This window comes from Amycolatopsis sp. lyj-109, assembly GCF_046548995.1.
Lineage (GTDB): Bacteria > Actinomycetota > Actinomycetes > Mycobacteriales > Pseudonocardiaceae > Amycolatopsis.
Genome location: NZ_JAJPWR010000014.1, coordinates 121,428 through 141,162 on the forward strand (window position 1 = coordinate 121,428; position 19,735 = coordinate 141,162).

General features: G+C 70.9%; 21 protein-coding genes and 1 pseudogene. 12 read left to right on the plus strand and 10 right to left on the minus strand.

Annotated features, from left to right (window positions below; all coding sequences use genetic code 11):
• Position 1 precedes the first annotated feature (1 nt).
• From ACLJQF_RS29340 to ACLJQF_RS29375, 8 genes are all read left to right on the plus strand, one after another.
• On the plus strand, positions 2-985 hold the full coding sequence (locus ACLJQF_RS29340) for a bifunctional riboflavin kinase/FAD synthetase (RefSeq protein ID WP_410613530.1): 984 nt from the start codon (positions 2-4) through the stop codon (positions 983-985).
• 79 nt (positions 986-1,064) lie between these two features.
• Complete coding sequence (locus ACLJQF_RS29345) at positions 1,065-1,538, plus strand: XRE family transcriptional regulator (RefSeq protein WP_410613532.1); 474 nt, start codon at positions 1,065-1,067, stop codon at positions 1,536-1,538.
• A complete protein-coding gene (gene thpR / locus ACLJQF_RS29350) occupies positions 1,538-2,053 on the plus strand; it encodes an RNA 2',3'-cyclic phosphodiesterase (RefSeq protein WP_410613534.1) in 516 nt (171 codons plus the stop codon). The genes ACLJQF_RS29345 and thpR overlap by 1 nt, the downstream gene beginning before the upstream one ends.
• A 146-nt stretch (positions 2,054-2,199) precedes the next feature.
• Positions 2,200-2,469 carry a 30S ribosomal protein S15 gene (gene rpsO / locus ACLJQF_RS29355; RefSeq protein ID WP_003084034.1) on the plus strand — a complete coding sequence of 90 codons (270 nt, stop codon included), beginning with the start codon at positions 2,200-2,202 and terminating at the stop codon, positions 2,467-2,469.
• Between the two features lie 240 nt (positions 2,470-2,709).
• Complete coding sequence (locus ACLJQF_RS29360; protein ID WP_410613536.1) at positions 2,710-4,965, plus strand: polyribonucleotide nucleotidyltransferase; 2,256 nt, start codon at positions 2,710-2,712, stop codon at positions 4,963-4,965.
• 134 nt (positions 4,966-5,099) lie between these two features.
• Complete coding sequence (locus ACLJQF_RS29365; RefSeq protein ID WP_410613537.1) at positions 5,100-6,464, plus strand: M16 family metallopeptidase; 1,365 nt, start codon at positions 5,100-5,102, stop codon at positions 6,462-6,464.
• On the plus strand, positions 6,461-7,201 hold the full coding sequence (dapB, locus tag ACLJQF_RS29370; RefSeq protein ID WP_410613539.1) for a 4-hydroxy-tetrahydrodipicolinate reductase: 741 nt from the start codon (positions 6,461-6,463) through the stop codon (positions 7,199-7,201). The genes ACLJQF_RS29365 and dapB overlap by 4 nt, the downstream gene beginning before the upstream one ends.
• Positions 7,198-7,644, plus strand: a complete 447-nt coding sequence (locus ACLJQF_RS29375) for a tetratricopeptide repeat protein (protein WP_410613541.1) — start codon at positions 7,198-7,200, stop codon at positions 7,642-7,644. Before dapB ends, ACLJQF_RS29375 begins: the two co-directional genes overlap by 4 nt.
• 32 nt (positions 7,645-7,676) lie before the next feature.
• Here ACLJQF_RS29375 and ACLJQF_RS29380 read toward each other — a convergent pair whose 3' ends face one another.
• Positions 7,677-8,195, minus strand: coding sequence for a hypothetical protein (locus ACLJQF_RS29380; protein ID WP_410613543.1), 519 nt, complete (start codon positions 8,193-8,195; stop codon positions 7,677-7,679).
• 246 nt (positions 8,196-8,441) lie between these two features.
• On the opposite strand from ACLJQF_RS29380, the pseudogene ACLJQF_RS29385 reads away from it, so the two are divergent.
• Positions 8,442-8,744: pseudogene (locus tag ACLJQF_RS29385) on the plus strand (GtrA family protein); the annotation flags it as partial.
• A gap of 66 nt (positions 8,745-8,810) precedes the next feature.
• Here the strand turns inward: ACLJQF_RS29385 and ACLJQF_RS29390 are convergent.
• Positions 8,811-9,368 carry a GNAT family N-acetyltransferase gene (locus ACLJQF_RS29390; protein ID WP_410613545.1) on the minus strand — a complete coding sequence of 186 codons (558 nt, stop codon included), beginning with the start codon at positions 9,366-9,368 and terminating at the stop codon, positions 8,811-8,813.
• Positions 9,369-9,427: 59 nt separating this feature from the next.
• On the opposite strand from ACLJQF_RS29390, the gene ACLJQF_RS29395 reads away from it, so the two are divergent.
• Entirely contained in the window at positions 9,428-10,642 is a 1,215-nt protein-coding gene (locus ACLJQF_RS29395; RefSeq protein ID WP_410613547.1) for a winged helix-turn-helix domain-containing protein, read from the plus strand.
• A 48-nt stretch (positions 10,643-10,690) separates the two neighbouring features.
• Here ACLJQF_RS29395 and ACLJQF_RS29400 read toward each other — a convergent pair whose 3' ends face one another.
• The 8 genes from ACLJQF_RS29400 to ACLJQF_RS29435 all read right to left on the minus strand — a co-directional run bounded on the left by ACLJQF_RS29400 (position 10,691) and on the right by ACLJQF_RS29435 (position 18,390).
• Positions 10,691-12,079, minus strand: coding sequence for a flavin monoamine oxidase family protein (locus ACLJQF_RS29400; RefSeq protein ID WP_410613549.1), 1,389 nt, complete (start codon positions 12,077-12,079; stop codon positions 10,691-10,693).
• 105 nt (positions 12,080-12,184) lie between these two features.
• On the minus strand, positions 12,185-12,583 hold the full coding sequence (locus tag ACLJQF_RS29405) for a hypothetical protein (RefSeq protein WP_410613551.1): 399 nt from the start codon (positions 12,581-12,583) through the stop codon (positions 12,185-12,187).
• Positions 12,580-13,089 (minus strand): sigma-70 family RNA polymerase sigma factor, encoded by a 510-nt coding sequence (locus ACLJQF_RS29410; protein WP_410613680.1) that lies wholly within the window; start codon positions 13,087-13,089, stop codon positions 12,580-12,582. Before ACLJQF_RS29410 ends, ACLJQF_RS29405 begins: the two co-directional genes overlap by 4 nt.
• A 15-nt stretch (positions 13,090-13,104) precedes the next feature.
• Positions 13,105-13,899 carry an enoyl-CoA hydratase/isomerase family protein gene (locus ACLJQF_RS29415; protein ID WP_410613553.1) on the minus strand — a complete coding sequence of 265 codons (795 nt, stop codon included), beginning with the start codon at positions 13,897-13,899 and terminating at the stop codon, positions 13,105-13,107.
• 10 nt (positions 13,900-13,909) lie between these two features.
• Positions 13,910-15,157 carry a hypothetical protein gene (locus ACLJQF_RS29420; protein WP_410613555.1) on the minus strand — a complete coding sequence of 416 codons (1,248 nt, stop codon included), beginning with the start codon at positions 15,155-15,157 and terminating at the stop codon, positions 13,910-13,912.
• Positions 15,154-16,689 carry an amino acid adenylation domain-containing protein gene (locus ACLJQF_RS29425; RefSeq protein ID WP_410613557.1) on the minus strand — a complete coding sequence of 512 codons (1,536 nt, stop codon included), beginning with the start codon at positions 16,687-16,689 and terminating at the stop codon, positions 15,154-15,156. Before ACLJQF_RS29425 ends, ACLJQF_RS29420 begins: the two co-directional genes overlap by 4 nt.
• A gap of 237 nt (positions 16,690-16,926) precedes the next feature.
• Positions 16,927-17,850, minus strand: a complete 924-nt coding sequence (locus tag ACLJQF_RS29430) for a DUF4097 family beta strand repeat-containing protein (protein WP_410613559.1) — start codon at positions 17,848-17,850, stop codon at positions 16,927-16,929.
• Positions 17,851-17,862: 12 nt separating this feature from the next.
• Complete coding sequence (locus ACLJQF_RS29435; protein WP_410613561.1) at positions 17,863-18,390, minus strand: toxin-antitoxin system HicB family antitoxin; 528 nt, start codon at positions 18,388-18,390, stop codon at positions 17,863-17,865.
• Between the two features lie 120 nt (positions 18,391-18,510).
• Between ACLJQF_RS29435 and thyX the strand changes: the two genes are divergently transcribed.
• On the plus strand, positions 18,511-19,263 hold the full coding sequence (gene thyX / locus ACLJQF_RS29440; protein ID WP_410613563.1) for an FAD-dependent thymidylate synthase: 753 nt from the start codon (positions 18,511-18,513) through the stop codon (positions 19,261-19,263).
• Positions 19,263-19,658: an ACT domain-containing protein gene (locus ACLJQF_RS29445; RefSeq protein ID WP_410613565.1), complete on the plus strand. Its 396-nt coding sequence runs from the start codon at positions 19,263-19,265 to the stop codon at positions 19,656-19,658. The genes thyX and ACLJQF_RS29445 overlap by 1 nt, the downstream gene beginning before the upstream one ends.
• Positions 19,659-19,735 lie beyond the last annotated feature (77 nt).

Here is a 19,735-nt window from a genome sequence, read left to right on the forward strand (position 1 = left end):
CGTGCTTCGGTGGCGTGGGCTGGGGGACCTTCCCGGCAGCTGGGGCCGGTGCGTGGTCACCATCGGCGTGTTCGACGGTGTCCACCGCGGACACCAGGAGCTGATCAGCCGGACGGTGGCGGCGGCCGCCGAGCGCGGCCTGCCGAGCGTCATGCTGACGTTCGACCCGCACCCGTCGGAGGTGCTGCGCCCGGGCAGCCACCCGGCGCAGCTGACGACGTTGCGGCGCAAGGCCGAGATCGTCGAGGGCCTCGGCGTCGACGTCTTCTGCGTGCTGCCGTTCACCCTCGAGCTGTCCCGGCTGCAGCCGGAGGAGTTCGTGCACGAGGTGCTGGTCGACCGGCTGCACGCGGCCGCGGTGATCGTCGGCGACAACTTCACCTTCGGCGCCAAGGCGGCCGGCGACGTCGAGCTGCTGCGCGCCCTCGGCCGCCGGTTCGGCTTCGCCGCCTACGGTGCCGAGCTGCAGGGCAAGGAACTGTCCGAAGAGGACCAGTCGGCGATCACCTTCTCGAGCACCTACGTCCGGTCGTGCATCGACGCCGGTGACGTGGTCGCCGCCGCCGAAGCCCTCGGCCGGCCGCACCGCCTGGAAGGCATCGTCGTCCGCGGCGACGGCCGGGGCCACGAGCTCGGGTACCCGACGGCGAACCTGTCGACCCCGCGCTTCGCCGCCGTCCCGGCCGACGGCGTGTACAGCGCGTGGTTCACCCGTTCGGCTGACCCGACGCGCCGGTTGCGTGCCGCGGTCTCGGTGGGCACCAACCCGACGTTCTCCGGGCGCGAGCGGACCGTCGAGGCCTTCGTCCTCGACGTCGACGAGGACTTCTACGGCCAGCACGTGGCCATCGACTTCGTGGCGCGGCTGCGCGACCAGGTCCGGTTCGCCGACTCGGCCGGGCTGGTCGCGCAGATCGACGACGACGTGGTGGAGACCAGGAAGGCACTCGAACTGCCCCCGGACGCCCTGACCGGGGACGAATAGGGGATTCCGCGTCCACGCACCGGACAGCGATGGCAAGATGCTCACGGACGGTGTGTGCGAACAGGGGAGCTTGAGACTGGTGGAGGACCACAAGATCGTCCAGCGGAACATCGCGTTGCAGCGCGAGTGGTACGGGGAGCCGCTCGGCGACCGCGTGCGCCGGCTCGTCGTCGCGTTCGACGTTTCGCAGGCGTTCCTGGCCGAGGTCCTCGGGATCAGCGCCCCCATGCTCAGCCAGGTGATGAGCGGGCGGCGGGCGAAGATCGGCAACCCGGTCGTGCTGGCCAGGATGATCATGCTCGAGCGCAAGATCCTGGTGCCCGAGGTCGCCGCCGGCAACCGCGACGCGATGCTGGCCGCGATGGAGGACGTCCGCGACTCCCGTCCCACCGTCGGCCGCGACAACATCCCGGTGGTCAACGAGGACGCGAAGGTCCTCGCCTACCTGCGTGACCTGGCCGAGGACGAGGACCTCGGCGAGGCCGCCAAGCGCCTCGACGACGACTTCCCGGCCATCGCCGACCTGCTGCGCCGGGCGGGCAACAGCGCCTGATGCCGGTCCTGTTCAGCGCGCTGCTCCCACCGGACGACGTCGCGGAAGCAATCACAGCGGAGATCGTGGCCCGCCGCGGGGAGACGGACGGCGGCCTGCGCTGGGAGCCGCCCGAGCGCTGGCACATCACCCTCGCCTACTACGGGCCGGACGACGTCGGGACCCGCGCCGCCTGGCTGGGCGAGCGGCTGGCCGGGCGCGCGGCGGTCGACGTCCGGCTGGAAAAGGCCGCGACGTTTCCCGGGGTGCTGTGGTTGACTGCCGCCGGAACGGAGCTGAAGCCGCTCGCGCACGCCGCGGGCGCCGACGCCGAACCGAGGCCCTACCGGGCCCACCTGACGCTCGCGCGGTTCCCCCGGGAAGAACCCGGGCTCGCCGCGCGTTGGACCGAAAGCCTCGCGAACTTCACGAGCCGGTGTTGGCCCGCGGCGGAAGTGGCGCTGATGACGAGTGAGCGCGAGCCGGGTGGCCCCCGCTACCGGGTGGCTCGCGCCTTCGAGCTGGACCGCGGCTGAACGCACGCACCTGAAGCCGCTGTTCAGCGGGCTGGTAACCTCAACGTTCGGGTCCGGCTGCAGTCCGTGGCGGCCGTGACCGTCTTCCCGGCGTGCATCCGGCGTCCGGGGCCGCACGGCACTGATTATTTCGAGGAGCAACACAAGTGGCGCTGTCCACCGAAGAGAAGAAGTCGATCCTGGCCGAGTACGGCGTGCACGACTCGGACACGGGATCCCCCGAGGCCCAGGTCGCGCTGCTGACCAAGCGGATCGTCGGCCTCACCGAGCACCTCAAGGCTCACAAGCACGACCACCACTCGCGTCGCGGGCTCCTGCTGCTGGTCGGCCGTCGCCGCCGGCTGCTGAACTACGTGATGAAGGTGGACATCGAGCGTTACCGTGCGCTGATCCAGCGCCTCGGCCTGCGCCGATAGCTTGAACCCGAGGGGGAGTGGCTGCGGCCGCTCCCCCTCGGTGCAAGAAACGCAGTAAAACCGAAAACGGCGCGAGCGCGCACGAGGGTCCGTCCGCCGGTCCTCGGTAGTGGCTCCCGGGAAGCGTCCCGGAAGCTTCGATCGAAGACCGGCCTCATTCCTCGAGCGTCCTCAGGCGAAATGGGTCCCAGGGTGGGAGACTCGCGTCGTATAGAAGGAACTAAAGAGGAGAAACACCCTATGACCGACTCCACCGGAGTCACCGTGCACGAGACCGAAGCCGTGATCGACAACGGCCGGTTCGGCACCCGCACCGTCCGCTTCGAGACGGGCCGCCTGGCCAAGCAGGCCGCCGGCGCCGTGGTCGCGTACCTCGACGAAGAGACCATGCTGCTCTCGGCGACGACCGCGTCGAAGCACCCGAAGGACCACTTCGACTTCTTCCCCCTGACGGTGGACGTCGAGGAGCGCATGTACGCAGCCGGCCGCATCCCCGGCGCGTTCTTCCGCCGCGAGGGCCGTCCCTCGACCGACGCGATCCTGACCTGCCGCCTGATCGACCGGCCGCTGCGCCCGTCGTTCACCGACGGTCTCCGCAACGAGATCCAGGTCGTCATCACCGTCCAGAGCCTCAACCCGGACGACCCGTACGACGTGCTGGCGATCAACGCCGCGTCGGCGTCGACCCAGATCGCCGGCCTGCCGTTCTCCGGCCCGGTCGGCGGCGTGCGCGTCGCGCTGGTCGAGGACCAGTGGGTCGCGTTCCCGACCTGGTCGCAGCTGGCGAAGGCGACCTTCAACATGGTCGTCGCCGGCCGCATCGTCGGTGACGACGTCGCGATCATGATGGTCGAGGCCGAGGGCACCGAGAACACGCTCGACCTGATCGCCGCCGGCGGCAAGGCGCCGGACGAGGTCTCGGTCGCCCAGGGCCTCGAGGCGTCCAAGCCGTTCATCAAGGTGCTGTGCGAGGCCCAGCAGAAGCTGGCCGACGTGTCCGCCAAGCCGACCGGCGACTTCCCGGTCTTCCTGGCCTACGAGCAGGACGCCTTCGAGGCCGTCGCCGCGATCGCGACCGACGACCTGGCGAACGCGCTCCAGATCGCCGGCAAGCAGGACCGCGACGCCGCGACCGACCAGGTCAAGGCCGCCGTCCTGGAGAAGGTCGGCATCGGCGAGGGCGAAGCCTTCCAGGGCCGCGAGAAGGAGATCGGCGCCGCGTTCAAGGCGCTGTCCAAGAAGATCATGCGCAAGCGCGTCCTCACGGACAAGATCCGCATGGACGGCCGTGGCCTCACCGACATCCGGTCCCTTTCCGCCGAGGTCGCCGTGATCCCGCGGGCGCACGGCTCGGCGCTGTTCGAGCGCGGCGAAACCCAGATCCTGGGCGTCACCACGCTGAACATGCTTCGCCTGGAGCAGCAGATCGACTCGCTGTCCCCGGAGACGCACAAGCGCTACATGCACCACTACAACTTCCCGCCGTTCTCCACCGGCGAGACCGGTCGCGTCGGTTCGCCGAAGCGCCGCGAAATCGGCCACGGCATGCTCGCCGAGCGCGCCCTGGTGCCGGTGCTGCCGAAGCGGGACGAGTTCCCGTACGCGATCCGCCAGGTCTCCGAGGCGCTGGGCTCCAACGGCTCGACCTCGATGGGCTCGGTCTGCGCGTCCACCATGGCGCTGTACAACGCCGGTGTGCCGCTGAAGGCGCCGGTCGCGGGCATCGCGATGGGCCTCATCTCCGACGAGGTCGACGGCGAGACCCGTTATGTCGCGCTGACCGACATCCTCGGTGCCGAAGACGCCATGGGCGACATGGACTTCAAGGTCGCCGGCACCAAGGACATCATCACCGCCCTGCAGCTGGACACGAAGCTCGACGGCATCCCCTCCGAGGTGCTCGCCGCCGCGCTGAAGCAGGCGAAGGACGCTCGTCACACCATCCTGGAGGTCATCGCCGAGGCGATCGACAGCCCGGACGAGATGAGCCCGTACTCCCCGCGCGTCACCAGCGTGAAGATCCCGGTGGACAAGATCGGCGAGGTCATCGGCCCGAAGGGCAAGATGATCAACTCGATCACCGAGCAGACCGGTGCCGACATCTCCATCGAGGACGACGGCACGATCTACGTGGGCGCGGCCGACGGCCCGTCGGCGGAGGCGGCGATCGACCTGATCAACGCCATCGCCAACCCGCAGCTGCCCAAGGTCGGCGAGCGCTTCCTCGGCACCGTGGTGAAGACGGCCGCGTTCGGCGCGTTCGTCTCGCTGCTGCCGGGCAAGGACGGCCTGGTGCACATCTCCAAGCTGGGCAGCGGCAAGCGGATCAACAAGGTCGAAGACGTGGTCAACGTGGGCGACAAGCTCCGCGTCGAGATCGCCGACATCGACAACCGCGGCAAGATCAGCCTGATCGTCGTCAAGGAGGACGAGGCCGCGGCTCCCGCCGAGGCTGACGCGCCCGCCGCCGACGCCGAGACGGCCGACGCCAAGTAAGACGCAAGTTCCGTCGAAGGCCTCCTGATCCGCTCGGTGCAAGTTGTCGTGAGTGGTAATTAGGGTTCTAACCCGAATTACCACTCACGACCCCGGCGGCAGGGGGCCTTCGCGGCATCGTGAGTAAGGAACCCATGGCACGGCAGGTTTCCGGGCACGAGCAGCCCGTCGGCTCCACCCGCACCCTTGAGTCCACTCCGGACGGTGCGGTCGTCAAGCGCAGCGTCCTGCCCGGCGGTTTGCGCGTGATCACCGAGCACGTCCCGGCGTCCCGCTCGGCCACGGTCGGGCTGTGGGTCGGCATCGGTTCCCGCGACGAGCCGGCCGCCGTCGCCGGCGCCGCGCACTACCTCGAGCACCTGCTCTTCAAGGGCACGAAGAACCGTGACGCCCAGCAGATCGCGGAAGAGGTCGACGCCGTCGGCGGCGAGTTCAACGCCTTCACGGCGAAGGAACACACCTGCTACTACGCGCAGGTGCTCGACGCCGACCTCCCGCTCGCCGTGGACCTGGTCACCGACGTCGTGTTCGAGGCGCTGTGCACCGATCGCGACATGGACATGGAACGCAGCGTCGTCCTCGAAGAGATCTCGATGCGCGACGACGACCCCGAGGACCTGCTGCACGAGACGTTCGTGACGGCGGTACTCGGCGACCACCCGCTCGGCCGCCCGGTGCTCGGCACCGAGAAGTCGATCGTGGAAATGGCTCCGGCCGCGCTGCGGAACTTCTACAAGCGCCGGTACACGCTGCCGCGGATGGTCCTCTCCGTGGCTGGCAACATCGACCACAACCAGGTGCTCCGGCTGGTGCGCAAGGCGCTCGGCGAGCGCCTGACCGGCAGCGCGACACCGATGGCGCCCCGCGAGGGCCGCGCCCGGATCAAGACCCTGCCGAAGCTGGCCCTGCACACCGACGACACCGAGCAGGCGCACGTCATGCTCGGCCTGCGGTCGCTGTCGCGTCACGACGACCGGCGCTTCGCGCTGTCGGTGCTCAACGCGGCGCTCGGCGGCGGCATGTCGTCGCGGCTGTTCCAGGAGATCCGGGAGCAGCGCGGGCTGGCGTACCAGGTGTACTCGTCGGTCGCGAGCTACGCCGACACCGGGCACCTGGCCGTGTACGCGGGTTGCCAGCCGGAGAAGCTCGGCGACGTCGCCGGCGTCATCCGCGAGGTGCTCGACAAGGTCGGCGTCGACGGCCTGACCGACGCCGAGGTGGCCCGCGCCAAGGGCCAGCTGCGCGGCGGCCTGGTGCTGGGCCTGGAGGACACGTCGTCGCGGATGTCGCGGATCGGCAAGAACGAGCTGAACTACGGCCGCTACCTGGGCGTGGACGACACGATCGCGCGCATCGACGAGGTGATCACCGAGGACGTGTGTGCGCTCGCTCGCACTTTGTTCGCGCGGCCGGGCGGGGTCTCGGCGGCGGCGGTCGTCGGGCCGTACGCTCACGCCGACGACCTTCCGGACGACCTGCACGAGGTGATCGCTTCATGACCATCAACGTCGGTGTGCTCGGTGCGCGCGGCCGGATGGGCGCGACGGTGGTGAACGCCGTCGAAGGCGCTTCGGACATGAAGCTCGTCGCGGCGCTGGACGCGGGCGACGACTTCGCCGCGCTGGCCGACGCCCAGGTGGTCGTCGACTTCACCCACCCCGACGCCGTCATGGGCAACCTCGAGTACCTGGTCGAGCACGACATCCACGCGGTCGTCGGCACCACCGGCTTCAGCGAATCCCGGGTGGCCGAGCTGCGCGCCCTCCTGGAACCGAAGCCGTCGTTGGGGGTGCTGATCGCGCCGAACTTCGCCCTTGGCGCGGTTCTCGCGATGCGGTTCGCGGCTCAGGCGGCGAAGTTCTACGCGTCGGCCGAGATCATCGAGCTGCACCACAACCGCAAGGCCGACGCGCCTTCGGGCACCGCCGCGCACACCGCGCGGATGATCGCTTCCGCGCGCGCGGAAGCGGGCGTGACACCGGGCCCGGACGCGACGACGTCGGAGCTCGACGGCGCCCGCGGCGCGCTGGTCGAGGAGGTCCGCGTGCACTCGGTCCGGCTGCCGGGCCTGGTCGCGCACGAGGAGATCCTGTTCGGCGGCGAGGGGGAGACCCTGACCATCCGCCACGACTCGCTCGACCGGACGTCGTTCATGCCGGGTGTGCTGCTCGGCGTGCGCGAAGTGCTGAACCGTCCCGGCCTGACGGTCGGCCTGGAAAACGTCCTCGACCTGTGAGGGCGCGCACTGTGGCGCTGCTGCTGACGGCGGCGCTGGTCGTGTACCTGTTCCTACTCGCGGACCGGGGGTTCGCCCTGGTCAAGACGGGGACGGGCGTCGGCGTCGCGCTGGGTGCGGGGGTGTTGTTGCTGCCGGTCCTGGGCGTCTGGGTCGTCGTCATGACCTGGCGCAACGGCCTGCAGGTCCAGCGCCTGTCCCGGCGGCTGGACGCCGAGGGCGCGCTCCCGGACGTCTCGGACCTCCCGCGCCGACCCTCGGGCCGCGTCGACCGTGAGGCGGCCGACGCGTGGTTCGAGGACCGCCGCGCGGAGGTCGAGGCCGACCAGGGGAACTGGCGGGTCTGGTACAAGCTCGCGTACGCCTACGACATCGCGGGCGACCGCAGCCGGGCGCGCGAGACGATGAAAAAAGCGATCGAGCTGGAAGCCGCCGACCGCTGAGCCCGTCGCTTTCACGTCAAAGCTACGCACGCTCAGTGGTGCAGCCATCCCGCGAACACCGCGGGTGAAGCCGCGATCAGGCTGAAGCGGATCCACCTTCCGGCCAGCCCGGTCGTCAGGAACATCAGCAGCCGCATCCGGACCAGACCGGCCAGCACGCTCGTCGCCATGAACGGGGGCAGGCCCACCAGGGAACTCACCCCGTACGTCCCGGCCATCCAGTGCGGGTGCCGGTGGCACCGCTCGCGCAGCCCGTCGACCCAGCCGCGGATCCGTTTCGTCCGCAGCTGCCAGCGCACGCGCCGGGGCGTCATCGGGCGCTCGCGGTGCAACCGGTCGTGCAACGGCTTCGGCAGCTTGATCGTGCCCCGGGCGGCCAGGTAGTACAGCGTCTTCCCGGCGATCTGGCCGACCGCCACCGCCGCCCCGAGCCACAGCCAGTGCAGCCCCGGCTGGGTCGCGCACAACCCGAGCAGGAAGACTTCGGCGTTGATCAGCGGCACGATGGCCGAACCGAACGCGACGCCCAGCGTCAGCAGGATCCAGCTCATCGTGTCACCTCCTGAAAACCGCTCGTGTTCTTCCACGTTATCAGTTCGAAATCTGATCGCACTGGTGCTGGCCTCACCTTTCAGCGGGTGGTCCGCACCAGAAGATCACCTGCCGGACGGCTTCCCGTCACCCTCCGCCGGAACACTGACGGGGTGGCCGCCGAGCATCCCCGTACGCCCGCTGACCGATTCGGCGCCCTCTGTCAGGCCGTCGTGCGCGTGCTTCCCCTGGGTCTGTCGCGGCTCGTGGCGCCGACGTTTCTCGGCTTCTGCCTCATCAACGGGTTCACGTTCGGCGTCGACCTCGCACTGCTGACCGTCTTCCACGGCCTGCTGGGCCTGCCGGTGTGGCTGGCGATCACGCTGGCGTACGTCTGCGCGTTCGGGCTGAGCTTCGCGTTGAACCGGACGTTCAACTTCCATTCCCACGCCGCCGTCGGAATCCAACTGGGGCTTTACATCGTTGCGATTGCTGTCAATTACGCCGCGTTTCTGCTGGGTGTGGGCGCGGGACTGACGGCGCTGGGCTTCGAATACCACGTCTCGCGGCTGCTCGCGGGCGCGTGCGAAGGCGTTTTCATGTACGCCGTGATGCGGTGGGTGATCTTCCCGGACTCAGCTCAGGGTGAGGTCGAGGGTGCCGGTGAGCCGGACTTCGCGGAGGGTGCGCTCGCCGGTGTCGAGGGTGCGGACGGTGCCGTCGGGGTTCCAGCCGGCCCGGCGGTAGAAGCCGAGGGTGGCGTGGTCGCCCTGGGCGACCCAGGCGATGCCGCGGGAGGCACCGTCGGCCCGCAGGCCCGCGGCGGCCGTCGCGAGTAGCCGTCCGGCGTGGCCCCGGCGACCCCAGCGCGGCTCGACGAGCAGGGTGGCGATCAGGCCGGTGGTCTCGGCGTCCTCGGGCAGGCTCCCATCAGCCTGGGCGACCTCGTCTTCGGGCGCGCGGCCGGCGACGCAGAAGCCGACGGTGAACTCGCCCTCGGTGGCGACGTAGACGAGGCTGCCGGGGTAGTCGATGGTCTCGGTCCAGGTCCCGGCGAGGTCGGTGGCGTCCAGCTGCGCGAGGGCCTGCTTGCCGAGCAGGTCCTCGTAGGCGGCGTGCCAGGTTTCGCGCTGGATGCGGGCGATCTCCGCGGCGTCGGGCAGATCGGCGGGACGGACGGCGGCGTCGCTCATGGGTCGTGAATCTATAGGTTCCCGTTTTTGTCGGTGGTGGGTGGCACCATGAGGTCACCATGCAAACGATCAGCGTCTCGACGGCCCGGAAGACGTTCCTGGCCGCACAGGGCTTCACCGACCCGCGTCCGTCCGGCGTGCCTTCGCGCCAGCACCTGAAACGGGTGTTGTCCCGGGTCCGGCTGCTGCAGCTGGACTCGGTGAACGTCGCGGTCCGCGCGCACTACATGCCGGTGTTCTCGCGCTTGGGCGGGTACGACCCGGCGCTGCTCGACGAAGCGGCGTGGGCCCACTCGTCCCGTCGCCCGCGCCTCCTGGTGGAGACGTGGGCGCACGAGGCAAGCCTCCTCCCGATCGAGGACTGGCCCCTCATCCGGTCCGGCGCCAAGCGCGACGGCTGGTGGCGCCACTATGGGCCGTTGATCGAGAAATCCCCGGGCCTGGTCGACGAGATCCTGTCGGTGGTGAAGGAACTCGGCCCGATCGGCGCGGGCGGCATCGAGCGGGCGGTGGCGGCCGATGCCCAGCGTCGCGGGCCGGGCTCGTGGTGGGAGCGGTCGGAGGTCAAGCGCGTCTGCGAGTACCTGTTCGGCATCGGCCAGCTGACGACGGGCACGCGGCGCTCCTTCGAACGCCTCTACGACCTCACCGAGCGGGTGGTCCCGCCGGAGATCCTGTCCCGGTCGGTGTCCGCGGAGGAGGGCGCGCGGGGCTTGATTTCGCGTTCGGCGCAAGCGCTGGGGGTGGCGACGGAGACGGACCTGCGCGACTACTACCGACTCGGCCCCGCCCCGGCCCGCCAGGCGGTGGCGGAGCTGGTGGAGTCCGGGGAGCTGGAACCGGTTGCGGTCCGGGGCTGGAAGCAGCCGGCGTACCGGCATGCGGCGGCGCGGACGCCCCGGTCGGTGCCGGGCCGGGCGTTGCTGTGCCCGTTCGACCCGCTGATCTGGGAGCGAGCCCGCACGGAGCGGCTGTTCGGGTTCCACTACCGGATCGAGATCTACGTCCCGGAGCCGAAGCGGGTGTACGGGTATTACGTGTTCCCGTTCCTGCTGGACGGTTCGCTCGTCGCGCGGGTGGACCTGAAGGCCGACCGCGCGGCGGGGGTGCTGCGGGTGCAGGGGGCGTTCGCGGAGGAGGGCGCGGACGTGGCCCGGGTGCTGCCGGAGTTGGCGGCGGAGCTGCGGCACATGGCGGAGTGGCTGGGGTTGTCGGGCGTGACGGTGGGGGCGCGAGGCGATTTGGCGGCGCCACTCGGCAAACTGGTCCGCTGAGGCCGGGCGACGACCGAACCGGCCCCGGTCGGCGCGCGAACACGGCATTCACGCTCGGGTGGCTGCCGGGTCGGCGTGGATGTCGCGGGCGATCGTGTCCGCCGTGGTTTCGCCTGATCGCACGGCACCGTCGAGGTAGCCGTACCAGCGGGGCGAGGTTTCGGCTCCGGCCCAATGGATCCGGCCGACGGGCGCGCGCAGTGCGGAGCCGAGCCGAGTCCAGGCGCCCGGCGGGAACACCGCCGAGTAGGCGCCCCGGGTGAACGGCTCCTCGTTCCAGTTCTGCTCGACGAAGGCCACGGGCGTCCTGGCCGGTAGACCGAACAGGCGGGTCAGCGCGCCGAGCAGGATGGTCCGGCGGTCGGCTTCGGAGTGGGCGGCGAGGTCTCGAGCGGTGGCGCCGTTGACGAAGCCGATCAGGACGCCACGTCGGCCGGACTGCGGGCTGCTGTCGGCGGTCAGCGCGATCGGGCCGCGCAAACTGAGGGCAGCGCCGCTGAGACCTGCCGCCCGCCAGAACGGTTCCGGGTACATGGCGATGCATTTGAGCACGCTGCCCATGGGCAGTCGCTGCAGCAGGTTGTCGCGTGCGGCCGGGAGCGGTGGGTGGTAGGCGATCCGGGCGGCGAGCGGCGGAGCAACCGTGACCACCACACGTCCGGCCCGCCAGGCGGTTCCGTCCTCGACGGTCACCGTGACGCCGGTGTCGTCGTGGTCGATCCGCCGGACCGGTGCGCTCAGCCGCAGGTCGGTCGCCAGCCCGGCGGCGAGCCGGCCGGCGAGGCCCGATGCCCCGCCCTCCAGGCGGTCTTGTTGCGCGCCGCCTTCGAACTCGGTCAACGCCGACAAGCTGCCCGCGGCCTTGATGTAGAACAGTGCGTGCAGCAGCGACAGTTCGGCCGGCTCGCAGGCCCAGATGGCTTGGCAGGCCAGGGTGAGGAACCGGCGCCCGCCCCGGGTCCGCACCGTGCGGTCGATCCAGGACTGGAGGGTCTGGCCGTCGAGCGCGGTCGCGTTCGGGCCGAGCCACGGTGTTTCGGTGTCGACGGTGCGGGCCAGCCGGTCGAGGCGAAGCTGTGCCCGAGCGACGTCGAGCAGCGTCAACGGGCTGAGTTTCGGCACCATGCCGCGAAACCGCAGCAACCGTCCGGTCTCGGTCTCGAACACGTTCGCGCCCGCGGTGTACGTCGGGAAGGTGGCCACACCGAGTTCCGCGGCCAGCGCGTACACCCGGTCCTGGCCCGGTCCGATGAACTGGCCACCAAGGTCGGCAGTCTCGCCGTCGAGGTCGATACCCACCGTACGGCCACCGGGCCGGTGGGTGGCTTCGAGGACAAGGACGCCGACTCCGCGACGACGCAGGCGATGCGCGCAAACGAGGCCGGCCATGCCGGCGCCGACCACGACGACATCGACATCGGGCTGGTGGTGGGACACGTAACCTCCTGGTGGGTTGGTCGTGTTCGCGACGCGCGCGAGTACACGACAGCGCACCCACCTACCACCATGGCGCTGACTGTTCCGGATTCACTTGTGCGTCGATCATTTCCGGCCCACTGTGGCGGTGTCAAGCACCGGCGGTGCTTCGATCCGCGGGTCCGGCGAACACCCGTGCGCGAGCAACCGCGAACCGGCCACCGCTCCCGCCAGCGCGGCCCCCGCCACCGCCGCGGCCACCCGGGCGCGTCCGCGCCGTCGTGAAGCCCTGACCGCCCGCAGCAATCCCGGCACCAGCGAGACCCGCGGCGAAACCGGCCCCAGCAACTCCACCGAAGTCTCCCGAGGCACCACCGAAAGGATCCCCGGCATCCCCGCGAACGAAGCGACCGCCGCCGCGCAGGAAACGCAACACCCCAGGTGCCCCTCGTATTCGCGGCGCTCGGCAGGGGACAGGGCGCCGAGGACATACGCCGCGTCCCAGTCGCGGTAAGGATCGTTCACCGCCTGGTCAACCCCCTCTCCTGCAACGCCAACCGCAACGCCCGCAAGCCGTAGAACAGCCTCGAGCGCACCGTTCCCTCCGGTACCTCCAGCTCCACCGCCAGCTCGGCGACCGACTGCCCCATGTAGTACGCGCGGACGATCACCGTCCGGTGGTCCGGAGTCAGCTGGGTCAGCACGTCCGTGATCACCCACGCGTCCAGCGCCGAGTCGATCGGGTCGGTGCGGGATTCGTCCGGTACGTACGGCGACCGCACCTCCCGGCGCGAACGCGCGCTTCGCCGCTCGTCGATCACGACGTTGCGCGCCACCGTGAACAGCCACGCGCGCGAAGCCGGCTCGCCCTGCTCCAGGATCTTCGGGCTGTTCCACAGCCTCAGCAGGGATTCCTGGACGACGTCCTGCGCGAGCTGGTCGTCGCCGGTCAGGCGCAGGGCGTACCGCCACAGCGCGGGTGCGTGCTCGTCGTGCAGCGCCTGGAGCAGCGCCGTGTGCGTCTCGTTGATGGCGCACCCACCCGGTCAGCGGCCGCCGGCTCGGCTGCCGAACGCCGGTTCGCGTTTGCTCAGGAACGCGCCGGTGCCCTCGCGCATGTCGGGACTCGTGAACGCTGTTCGGAACGCCGACAGCTCCAGCTCCAGGCCGTCGTCCACCGTGCGGCCCCGGCTCGCGTTCAGGGCGCTCTTGGCCAGCGCCACCGCGTCGCGCGAGTTGCGCGACACCGCCGTGATCGTCGCGCGGGCTCCGGCCAGCATCGCTTCGCGGCTGTCGAACAGCTCGGTGACGAGCCCGATCCGCTGCGCCTCCGCCGCGTCCACGTGCCGGCCGGTGAAGATCAGTTCGCGGGCGCGGCCGGGACCCACCTGGCGGTGCAGCCGGACGCAGCCGCCGAAGCCCGGGATCAGCCCGAGCAGGACCTCCGGCTGGCCGAACACCGCTTTCGGCGTCGCGTAGACGAAGTCGCACGCCAGCGCGAGTTCGCAGCCGCCGCCGAGCGCGTAGCCGTCCACGCAGGCGATCACCGGCACCGGCAGCCGTTCCAGCGCGCGGGTGACCTCCTGGCCGAGCGCGCCGAACCGCGTTCCCTCGTCGGGATCCAGCGCGGCCATCTCGCGGATGTCGGCCCCGGCGACGAACGCCGGTCCCGGCGCGCCGGTCAGGACGATGCCCGCGACCGCCGGATCTTCGCCCAGCGACGAGCACACGGCGAGCAGTTCGGTGAGCACCTGGGACGACAGCGCGTTGCGTGCCCGCGGCCGGTCCACGGTCACGGTCGCGACGGGCGCCTGCAGGTCGACTACGACGGTCCGGTCCATGCTGTCTCCCTCACGAGTCCCAGATCGCGCCGAAGGCCGGAATCCCGCGGGCTTCCAGCGCCTCGACGACGTGCCACGTTGTCTTCTTGTTCGAAATGCAGATCACTGCTTCCGCGTCGAAGTCCCGGTGCGCGCTCAGGGCCAGTTCGACCAGGTCCGGTTTGCCGGCACCGTCGGTGTCCCACACGACGGCGTCCGGCTGGACGGCGAGGATTTCGTCGACGAGCTCGTCGCCGTAGGTGCGCCGGGGGTGGCGGGTCGACCAGACGAGCCGCGCGGGCGTCTCCCCGGAGAGCAGGTGCGGCAGGCACGGGCCGATCCCGCTGCCGGTCGCCACCCAGACCACCCGGCGGAACAGCTTGTCGATGTTGCCCACCCCGGCCGTCGGGATGCCCTTCACCCACAGGTGCGACGGCAGGTCGTCGATCAGGGCGCCGGTCCAGTCGCCCGCCCGGGACACCGTCAGCCGGAACCCGGTTTGCCCGGGCGCGGGCACGTTGGCGAAGGAATGCCACTCCAGGAACGGGTTGCGGCTCAGTGCCGTCGACGAGCCGGCGAACGGCGTCACGCCGTAGTCGAACGACAGCAGCGCCACGTGCGGCGACGGCCGGGAGATCCGCACCGGCACCCGCCGCAGCCGCAGCCACGGCAGCGCCACGCTCGTGACGACGACCAGCAGCACCCAGAACGGTCCCGAGCCGACGAAATCCGGCCCGGCCAACAGCACCGAGTGGACGGTGAACAGCACCAGCAGCGCCCAGCCGCCGAACCGGTGGGAGCGCTCGAACAAGTCGTGCCGGCGGGCCCGCACCCGGGGCAGCGCGAGCACGATCACGACGGCGAGCACGGCCGCGATCGCCCAGGTGGTCACCAGCAGGGCAGCCGGCCCACCGCGAGCGGTCAGCACGCCGGTGAGCACGAGGAACCAGCCGGTGGCGCAGAGCGTGCCGCCGACGTGCAGGCCGCCGAAGTGGTAGACCTTGCCCAGCGTCCAGCGCAGCCGCAGCGAACGGCTCACCGGCGCGGCGGTGGCCAGCCGGAACAGCAGGTTGATCACCAGCTGCTGGCGGATCAGCACGGCCAGCGTCAGGTTCCCCAGCACCAGCCAGGTCAGGACGCCGACGTCGAGCGGACCGGCGGTGGCGGCGACGGCATTGCCCGCGACCACCGTGGCGGCCAGCCGGTTGTGGTGGGTCCACGGCCGTCGCTTCAGCCGGGCCCGCACGGACTCCGGTGCCGAGGGGAGGGTCGCGGTCATGCCACCGTCTCCGCCGGCTCGCGACTGTCCAAACGCGACAGCAGGGCACGTCGGTCGACCTTGCCCCGGTCGGTGAGCGGCAGGTGGTCCACCGGGACGATCATCGCGGGCACGCTGTAGTACGGCAGCGCGGCTTCCGCCGAACGGCGGATCAGCTCGGGCTCGGCCGTCGAGGGTGTCACGAAGCCGACGAGCCCGCCCTCGTAAAGGAGAGTGACCGCCCGCTCGCAGCCCGGCGCCCGCTCCAGCGTCGCGGTGACCGCGTCCAGCTCGACGCGGAAGCCGCGCACCTTGACCTGGTCGTCGGTGCGGCCGTGGTGCTCCAGCTGGCCGTCTTCGGTCCAGCGGACGAGGTCCCGGGTGCGGAACATCCGGTGCGTGCCGCCGAGGAAGGGATCCGGCCGGTAGCGCTCGGCGGTGAGGACGTCGTTGCCGGCGTAGCCCGCCGTGACGCACGCGCCGCCCGCCCACATCTCGCCGACCAGGCCGATCGGACACGGTCTCAGCTCGTCGTCGAGCACGTACACCGTGGTGTTCGGCACCGGGCGGCCGATCGTCAGGGGGCCGAGCCGCGGATCGTAGCCCTGCACGGTGTTGACGATGGTCACCTCGGTGGGGCCGCAGGCGTTGTGGAAGTGCGCCCGGCGCGCCCAGGCGTCGGCCAGCGCGGCCGGGCACCGCTCGCCCGCCACAGCGACGGTCCGCACCCGCGGGCAGGCCCGTGGATCCACTGTGGACAGAACGCCGGGGGTGGCGATGAGGACGTCGGCCTCGCGGGCGGCCGCCTCGATGTCCTTGCCGCGGATCACCAGGCAGCCGCCGTGGGAAAGCGTGCCGAGGATTTCCCAGGCGGCCATGTCGAAGGCGATGTTCAGCAGCTGCGCCACGCGGTCGCCGGGCCGGATGCCGAGCGAGCCCGGGGCGGTCAGCAGGACGTTGGCGAGGTTCGCGTGGGTGACCTGGACGCCGTTGGGGCGTCCGGTCGTCCCGGACGTGAAGATCACCATGGCGGTGCTGCCGCCGCCGGTGACGGGAGCCTCGTGGTGCGGGTGCCCGCCGTCGATGGCGACGACCCGGCCGAGGCCCGCGGGCAGCGCGGCGGCGTGCTCGCGCGTGGTCAGGACGACGTCGATGCTCGCGGTGGCCACGATGTGCCGCAGCTGCGGTGCCGGCGTGATCCGGATGTCCTGCGGCACGTACGCCGCGCCCGCGCGCAGCACGGCGAGGATGCCGACCACCATCGGGATCGACCGCGTGAGGAACAGGCCGACGTGCTGCCCCGGCCGCACGCCGAGCCCGGCGAGCGTGGCGGCGAGCGCCGCCGACCTCCGCTCGAGTTCGGCGTAGGTGAGCGATTCACCCGAGTGCATCACGGCCACTGCGTCCGGACGGGCTCGCGCCTGCGCCAGAACGGCGTCGTGAATGCGGCGGAACGGGACTGCGGCGGGCTTTCCGGTGCCGAACCGCTGGAACAGGACGCGGTCGGTGGCGGTCAGGCCCTGCAGCGAGGAGGGGCGGATCAGCGCGGTCACTCGGTCACCTTTCGCCAGGCCGGCGCGGTCAACCGATGTGAACGAGACAGCCTCGCGATTTGTTCAAGGCGAGTCCGAAAAAATCAGTGAATCTCCGGTTGTAACCAGGTGAAACGAATTTTCGACGAATTCATCCTTCGTTCGCCGGATTTCTGTGGAGCGCTTTCTCTGGTATTCCGCGCGAACGGGCCGTTCCCCGGCGGTCTCGCCGGGGAACGGCCCGTCCTTCCCCCTTACTCAGCCCGCCGCGCGGGTCACCACGGCGTTGCCGGTGCCTGTCCGGGCGCGGACCTTCAGCTTCACGCCGCCCTCAGGGGCGCTGTCGGCGACGTCCAGTTCGCTGGAGACGCGCCCGGCGCTGGAGGTCAGGTCGACCTCGGCGGACGTCCCGCCGCGAATGCCGATCCGGACCTCGCCGGAGCCGGTGATCAGGTCGAGCGTGCCCGACCCCGCGTCGGCCACCGACAGATCGCCGCTGCCGGTGCGGGCCATCACTTCGCCGGAGACCGCGCCCAGCCAGACGTCGCCGGTGCCGGTGGCCAGGGTCGCGGAGCCGGCGATCGACGACGCCTCGACGTGGCCGCTGCCGCTGCGCAGTTGCAGCCCGCCCAGCGTCGGGCCCAGCTTCACCGCACCGCTGCCGGTGCGGATCGTCGCCGAGCCGTCGGCGCGGTCGAGCTTCACCTCGCCGGAGCCGGTCAGCAGGTCGACGCGGCCGGCCGAGCCGGTCACCGTGACGTCCGCCGCGCCCGCCCGCACTTCGACGTGCGAGCCCGCCGGGGCGTGCACCTTCACCGCGAGCGCGGCGTTGCGCAGCTGCCACGCCTTGGGCGCCTGGACGACCAGGCGGTTGCCGAGCTTCTCGATGCGGCTCTGCCGCACCGCCTCGGCGGGGGAGGCCGCCGGGTCGACGCCGAGCTGGTCGCCGAAGCGTTCGCCGACCCAGGACAGCAGGCTGTTGACCCCGGCCACCCACGGCTGCTGCTCGCCCTGGTCGTGCCGCAGCTCCACGCGCGCGCCGGAGTCGCCTTCGAGGACGACTTCGACGCGGCCGATCGTGACGCTGACGTCGAGCTCCAGCGGGCCGTCGGTCTCGAACTCGTCCACCCGGACCAGTCCGTCGTTCGGCTCTTCGGCCGGTGTGGTCTGTTCTTCACTCATCGTTTCGTCCCCTCAGCCTTCGACCCAGCCGTGCAGGTGCGATCCGCTCCCGCCGCTCTTGCCGTGGTGCTTGTGACTCCCGCCCCCGCCGCCGCCGCCGAGCACGCCGTGTCCCAGCGCGCCCTGGACCGCCTGCGAAACGAAGGTGTTCAGCGAGACGCCCTGGGCGGCGGCCGCGCGTTCGGCCTGGCCCTTGATCTGCTCGACCAGCCGGAGGGTCATCCGGCTGATGTCACCGCCGTCGATCGGTGGCGGCGGTGTGGTGTCACGTGGTGTCTCGCGTGACGTCGTCTCCTCGGCGGTGCCGGTGACGACCACGCGGACGTCCCGGCCGTCGAGCCGGACGTCCACCACTTGGCCCGGCAGCGCGGCCGTGACCTCGGCGGCGAGGTCGGCGAGGGCGTTCATCAGGGTCAGGCGGACGGCGGGTTCGAGTGCGGAGGACAGCAGCGCGGCCGCCCGCCGGGTCTGCTCGTCCCCGGCGGCAGCCGTGTTCGCGAGGTCCTCGCGAAGGTTGGCGATGTACGGCGTCAGGTCCATGACACCACTATGACGTCGAGTGTGGTGTCAGTCAAGGCGGCGGGTGATGTCACGTGTCCCCCGGGAGTGACCGCCCGCACGCGGTTAGGCTGCGCGGGAACCGGGAGAAGGAGTGCTGACGTGACCGGAACGGTGTCACCCAGAGTGCAGCTGATCGCGAAGACGGAGTTCTTCCCACCCGGGGACGTGCCGTGGTCGACCGACGCGGACGGCGGGGAGGCGCTCGCCGAGTTCGCCGGCCGCGCCTGCTACCAGTCGTGGAAGAAGCCGAACCCGGTCACCGCCACCAACGCCGGCTACCTCGAGCACATCATCGACGTCGGCCACCTTTCGGTGCTGGAGCACGGTTCGGTGACCTTCTACATCACCGGCATCTCCCGGTCGCTGACCCACGAGCTGATCCGGCACCGGCACTTCTCCTACTCCCAGCTCTCGCAGCGGTACGTGCCCGAGCGCGACGCGGAGTTCGTCGAGCCGGAGATCATCGCGAACGACCCGGTGCTGCACGAGAAGTTCCTCGCCGCGACCCGGGCGAGCGTCGAGGCCTACACCGAGCTGCTGGCCGGGCTCGAGGAGAAGTTCGCCGACGTCCCGAGCGCGACCCTGCGCCGCAAGCAGGCCCGCCAGGCCGCCCGCGCCGTGCTGCCGAACGCGACCGAGACCCGCATCGTCGTCACCGGCAACTACCGGGCCTGGCGGCACTTCGTCGCCATGCGTGCCACCGAGCACGCCGACGTCGAAATCCGCGAGCTGGCCGTGGAATGCCTGCGGCAGCTGCAGAAGGCCGCGGCGAACGTGTTCGCGGACTTCACCATCTCGACGTTGCCGGACGGCACCGAGATCGCCACGAGCCCGAAGGTGCTGGAAGGCTGATGAAGCGACTCGCGATCGATGTCCGGCCCGGCGAGTACGCCGTTGTGCGCCTGCCCGCCGACGCCCCGGTGCCCACCGAACTCTTCGAGCCCGGCGATGCCCTGGTTTCGGTGACGCGGACGCCCGAAGAACTGTCGGTGATCTGCCCGGCCGGCCGCGAGCCGGGCGGGGCCACGGCCGCCGAGGACGGCTGGCGGCTGCTGTCGGTCCGCGGGCCGCTGGAGTTCACGCTCACCGGCATCATCGCCGCGCTGGCCTCGGAGCTGGCCGCCGCCGGGGTCGCGCTGTTCTCGATCTCGACGTTCGACACCGACCACATCCTGGTCCGCGCCGGCGATCTCGGCGACGCGGTCGCGGCGTTGCGCGAAGCCGGCCACGAGGTCGCCCACCCCTGACCCGATGTTCGTGAAGGCCACCTTCAGGAAGCACAACTTCCTGAAGGTGGCCTTCACGGCTTTTCCGGGTACCCGGG

What these genes read in the sequence shown, in the direction of transcription:
- ACLJQF_RS29360 (WP_410613536.1), top strand. Translation starts at nt 2,710, where the DNA reads ATGACCGACTCCACCGGAGTCACCGTGCACGAGACCGAAGCCGTGATC.
- ACLJQF_RS29435 (WP_410613561.1), bottom strand. Translation starts at nt 18,390, where the DNA reads ATGGACCTGACGCCGTACATCGCCAACCTTCGCGAGGACCTCGCGAAC.
- ACLJQF_RS29395 (WP_410613547.1), top strand. Translation starts at nt 9,428, where the DNA reads ATGCAAACGATCAGCGTCTCGACGGCCCGGAAGACGTTCCTGGCCGCA.
- ACLJQF_RS29415 (WP_410613553.1), bottom strand. Translation starts at nt 13,899, where the DNA reads ATGGACCGGACCGTCGTAGTCGACCTGCAGGCGCCCGTCGCGACCGTG.
- ACLJQF_RS29445 (WP_410613565.1), top strand. Translation starts at nt 19,263, where the DNA reads ATGAAGCGACTCGCGATCGATGTCCGGCCCGGCGAGTACGCCGTTGTG.
- ACLJQF_RS29365 (WP_410613537.1), top strand. Translation starts at nt 5,100, where the DNA reads ATGGCACGGCAGGTTTCCGGGCACGAGCAGCCCGTCGGCTCCACCCGC.
- ACLJQF_RS29430 (WP_410613559.1), bottom strand. Translation starts at nt 17,850, where the DNA reads ATGAGTGAAGAACAGACCACACCGGCCGAAGAGCCGAACGACGGACTG.
- thpR (WP_410613534.1), top strand. Translation starts at nt 1,538, where the DNA reads ATGCCGGTCCTGTTCAGCGCGCTGCTCCCACCGGACGACGTCGCGGAA.
- ACLJQF_RS29390 (WP_410613545.1), bottom strand. Translation starts at nt 9,368, where the DNA reads ATGAGCGACGCCGCCGTCCGTCCCGCCGATCTGCCCGACGCCGCGGAG.
- ACLJQF_RS29420 (WP_410613555.1), bottom strand. Translation starts at nt 15,157, where the DNA reads ATGACCGCGACCCTCCCCTCGGCACCGGAGTCCGTGCGGGCCCGGCTG.
- dapB (WP_410613539.1), top strand. Translation starts at nt 6,461, where the DNA reads ATGACCATCAACGTCGGTGTGCTCGGTGCGCGCGGCCGGATGGGCGCG.
- ACLJQF_RS29380 (WP_410613543.1), bottom strand. Translation starts at nt 8,195, where the DNA reads ATGAGCTGGATCCTGCTGACGCTGGGCGTCGCGTTCGGTTCGGCCATC.